Genomic DNA, 3,287 nt, shown 5'->3' with positions numbered 1-3,287 from the left:
TTTTTTGAAATAATTTATTCCTTAATATCACTGCAGATAAAATTCCATTAAATATCAATATATAGCATAATAAAAATTTTTTATCCCATTGATAAATAATCATAAAATTAATGTTAATAAAAATAAACAACCAATAAACACTCAACAACTATGGTCAATCAAACGGAATAAATAATTCCTTGTCACAGCTACGATTAAAATTAAAGATAAAATAATCAAGAAATACACAAAACAACACTTTAATCATACTTAATATTATTAATAGATAATCATCAACAACGGTAATAAATAATTATGTGTAATGTGTGATTAAATAACATATTTGGGTATAATAATAATCGTAGAAAATGACTCAACATAGCTAAATTAGCTAATTAAACGCAATACAACAAAACAAGAGACTAACTAAACTAAAAAAAATATTATTTACAACAATAAAAAGAAATTAAATCATTTATTTTAGCCTATATTTATTCAATCCAAATCAATGGAATACACATGGCGGTTAATATCCCCATTATAATATTAAATGAGAACCATGCTCGTCTGCTTTGTAAAAAACGACTGATAAATGTTCCACCTAAAATCCATACCATACCAGCGATAAAATTAACCAACAACATCACAACACTAATCACACCAATCGATCCCAAATAACCATCACCGGCTAAACTAAAACTTCCTACGGCGCCTAGCCCCATCATCCAAGCTTTTGGATTTAAAAATTGCAATAATCCACCTTGAAACGCCGTCACTGTTTGGGGCACTTTACTTGAAATATCTAATCGTTGATAAGAAGCGGTTGCTGTTTTCCAAGCTAACCAACAAAGATAAATGCTACCAATAATCTTTAAACCGATATGCAATGCAGGATAAATAATCAATAATGTCGCAATACCAAACGCAGAGCTAAGTAATACACATTGCATTCCGACGATAATGCCTGCCATCAACGTTAAAGAGCGTTTTAAACCAACATGAGCCCCCGAAGAGGTTAATAGTAAATTATTAGGTCCGGGCGTAATGGCTGCAATAAAAAGGAAAACGCTCAACGAAACAACTAGGCTATTTGTCATAGTGAAATGCTCAAAGATGTGACAGATGTTTTATTTTCACCGAAAATAGCAGTATGTTATTTAGCAAACAAGCATTAATTCATTTTAATAAACGGAACTATGTCTCAATATTTTGATCCAATACCTTGGGCTAAGAATCCCCATTTACAGACACTTTTGCCTCGAATAGTGCGAAGAACGCCGCTATTAACGCCTTATTGGCAACGGCTTAATTTGCCTGATAATGATTTTGTCGACTTAGCATGGAGTGAAGAACCCAAAACAGCGCAACATAAGCCCCGTTTGGTTATCTTTCATGGTTTGGAAGGTAACTTTAATAGCCCTTATGTTCATGGCATGCTAGCCGCGGCGAAAGCGCGAGGATGGCTAGGTGTTGTCATGCATTTTCGAGGCTGCAGTGGCGAACCCAATCGGCAAAAACGCATTTATCATTCTGGTGAAACAGAAGATGCCCGCTATTTTCTGAATTGGTTAAAAGAGCAATTTGGCGAACAACCAACCGCAGCGGTAGGTTACTCTTTAGGAGGCAATATGCTGGCCTATTATCTTGCCGAAAGTGGTGAAAATGCGGTATTAGATGCTGCTGTTATAGTGTCAGCACCTTTGATGTTAGAACCTTGCTCAACCAAAATAGAGCGAGGATTTTCGCGCTTCTATCAATGGTATTTACTGAAAGGGTTAAAACGCAATGCGACTCGCAAATTGATCCGCTATCCCCAATCGTTACCTATTAGTCTATTAACCATTAAATCCATTAAAAAGTTACGTCAATTTGATGATCTGATCACGGCAAAAATTCACGGTTTCAAAGACGCCCTTGATTATTATCGTCAATGTAGCGCTCTCCCTTTACTCAATCAGATCAAAAAAAATACACTTATCATTCACGCCAAAGATGATCCCTTTATGTCTACAGAAGTGATACCTGATATCACAACATTACCCAAAAATATTGAATACCAATTAACAGAATTTGGTGGGCATGTAGGTTTTGTTAGTGGAAAACTCTCTAAGCCTGTAATGTGGCTTGAAAAACGTATCCCCGACTGGCTATCGACCTATTTGGAGAAAGTAAAATGATCATCCCTTGGCAAGAACTATCAACCGAAGCGCTAGATAACTTGATTGAAAGTTTCGTTTTACGAGAAGGGACTGATTATGGTATGCAAGAGAAAACGCTTGAACAGAAAGTTGCCGACGTAAAAAAACAACTCGTCTCGGGTGAGGCCGTGTTAGTGTGGTCTGAGCTTCATGAAAGCGTCAACATTATGCCAGCTGCACAGTTTCGCCCTGATTGATCTTACCTAAGTTGGCACTATCACATCACATTTAACAATAAGGTATAGCCCTTATTTTGAAAAGGAACATGATATGTCAATCAAACACCCTATTATTGCTGTTACTGGTTCAAGTGGTGCAGGTACTACTACAACCAGCCAAGCTTTTCGTAAAATATTTCAGCAACTCAACGCCCATGCAGCCTCTATTGAAGGGGATAGTTTTCACCGTTATACACGCCCTGAAATGGATATGGCCATTAGAAAAGCGAAAGAACAAGGACGGCATATCAGCTATTTTGGCCCTGAAGCCAATGACTTTAATTTATTAAGTTCAACCCTAAGTCACTATAGCCAAACAGGGCAAGGGCAATTTCGCAAATATCTTCATTCTTATGATGAAGCAACCCCTTATAACCAATTACCCGGGACATTTACACCTTGGGAAGCATTGCCAGAAAAAACAGATATTTTATTTTATGAGGGATTGCATGGTGGAGTCGTTACCGATCAACATAATGTCGCTCAACACGTTGACCTATTAGTCGGTGTTGTGCCTATTGTTAACCTTGAATGGATACAAAAATTAATTAGAGACACCACAGAGCGCGGGCACTCTCAAGAAGCGGTGAGAGATTCTGTGGTACGTTCGATGGATGATTATATCAGTTACATCATTCCACAGTTTTCTCGCACTCATATCAATTTCCAACGCGTTCCTACGGTGGATACCTCTAATCCCTTCTCAGCTAAAGCTATTCCAACACTGGATGAAAGTTTTATTGTTATTCGCTTTCGTGGCTTAACCGATATCGATTTCCCCTATCTATTGGCAATGTTGCATGGTTCATTTATGTCGACTATCAATACTATTGTTGTTCCAGGAGGGAAATTAGGCTTAGCGATGGAATTAATCATGGCACCACTGGTGAAG

At 37.5% G+C, this 3,287-nt stretch carries 4 protein-coding genes; 3 read left to right on the top strand and 1 reads right to left on the bottom strand.

Features of this window, described 5'->3' with window-relative positions:
* Positions 1–470 precede the first annotated feature (470 nt).
* The gene (locus AACU98_RS00065; RefSeq protein WP_012368518.1) at positions 471–1,076 is read right to left on the bottom strand and encodes a LysE family translocator; all 606 of its coding nucleotides are present in this window, start codon (positions 1,074–1,076) and stop codon (positions 471–473) included.
* Between the two features lie 99 nt (positions 1,077–1,175).
* On the opposite strand from AACU98_RS00065, the gene AACU98_RS00060 reads away from it, so the two are divergent.
* From AACU98_RS00060 to AACU98_RS00050, 3 genes are all read left to right on the top strand, one after another.
* Positions 1,176–2,156: a hydrolase gene (locus tag AACU98_RS00060; RefSeq protein WP_004246877.1), complete on the top strand. Its 981-nt coding sequence runs from the start codon at positions 1,176–1,178 to the stop codon at positions 2,154–2,156.
* The gene (locus tag AACU98_RS00055; RefSeq protein WP_087741025.1) at positions 2,153–2,374 is read left to right on the top strand and encodes a YheU family protein; all 222 of its coding nucleotides are present in this window, start codon (positions 2,153–2,155) and stop codon (positions 2,372–2,374) included. Before AACU98_RS00060 ends, AACU98_RS00055 begins: the two co-directional genes overlap by 4 nt.
* A 73-nt stretch (positions 2,375–2,447) precedes the next feature.
* Positions 2,448–3,287: phosphoribulokinase (locus AACU98_RS00050; RefSeq protein ID WP_161734661.1), on the top strand; the 840-nt coding region annotated here is incomplete at its 3' end.

Origin of the sequence: Proteus sp. G4380 (assembly GCF_963885725.1) — a bacterium.
Classification (GTDB): Bacteria; Pseudomonadota; Gammaproteobacteria; order Enterobacterales; family Enterobacteriaceae; genus Proteus; species Proteus mirabilis.
This window is presented reverse-complemented; position numbering and strand designations above follow the sequence as displayed.